The organism is Rhodococcus sp. AD45-ID (assembly GCF_003023755.1).
Taxonomy (GTDB): domain Bacteria; phylum Actinomycetota; class Actinomycetes; order Mycobacteriales; family Mycobacteriaceae; genus Rhodococcus_F; species Rhodococcus_F globerula.
In genome coordinates, this window is record NZ_PYHL01000005.1 from 1 (window position 1) to 825 (window position 825).

Annotated in this window: 1 protein-coding gene; it reads left to right on the forward strand. The window is 61.7% G+C overall.

Annotated elements, in window-relative coordinates:
* Positions 1-27 precede the first annotated feature (27 nt).
* Positions 28-825 (forward strand): phosphopantetheine-binding protein (locus C7T36_RS29795; RefSeq protein ID WP_308811204.1); only part of this gene is annotated, 798 nt, incomplete at its 3' end.

Consider the following 825-nt stretch of genomic DNA (forward strand, 5'->3'; position numbering starts at 1 on the left):
GGGCGGAGGTTGTATCGGACGGGGGATGTGGTTCGGTGGCGCCGGGTTTCGGGTGGGGGTCTCGCGTTGGAGTTTGTCGGTCGTGGTGATCTGCAGGTGAAGGTGCGTGGTGTTCGGATCGAGTTGGGGGAGGTGGAGTCTGCGTTGCTGGCCTGTGTGGGGGTGGCTGGGTCGGCTGCTGCGGTGCGGGAAGATCGGCTGGTCGGGTATGTGGTGCCGGAAGCGGGGGTGGCCTTGGATTCGGCCGTGGTGGTGGCCGGTGTGGGTGAGCGTCTGGTGCGGCAGATGGTGCCGGCTGCGGTGGTGGTGGTTGACGAGTTACCGGTGACGCCGAATGGGAAGATCGACCGGGATGTATTGCCCATACCGGATTTTGACGAGCGCCTCAGCGAATTCATCCCTCCGGTAACCGAGATTGAATCGGCACTAGCAGGGTTGTTCGAGGAAGTGCTCGGACTCGAATCGGTAGGCGTGGAGGATTCGTTCTTCGCCCTCGGCGGTGACAGCATCGTTTCGATTCAATTGGTCTCACGGGCAAAGGCGACCGGAATAGTTTTCTCACCGCGAGATGTGTTCGAGCGTAAAACAGTGGCTGGGTTGGCGGAGATTGCTGTCTTCGGTGACGGACTGGAGGCAGCCACGTTGGAAGAACTGCCTGGGGGCGGGGTCGGCGAGGTTCCGTTGACGCCGATAATGCGCTGGCTCCTCGAACGGGGCACGTCGGGGTTCACTCGCTTCTCACAGGCGCTGATGCTGAATCTGCCGGAGGCAATAGACGAACAGAGCTTGGCGAGCACGATACAAGCGGTGCTCGACCATCACGAC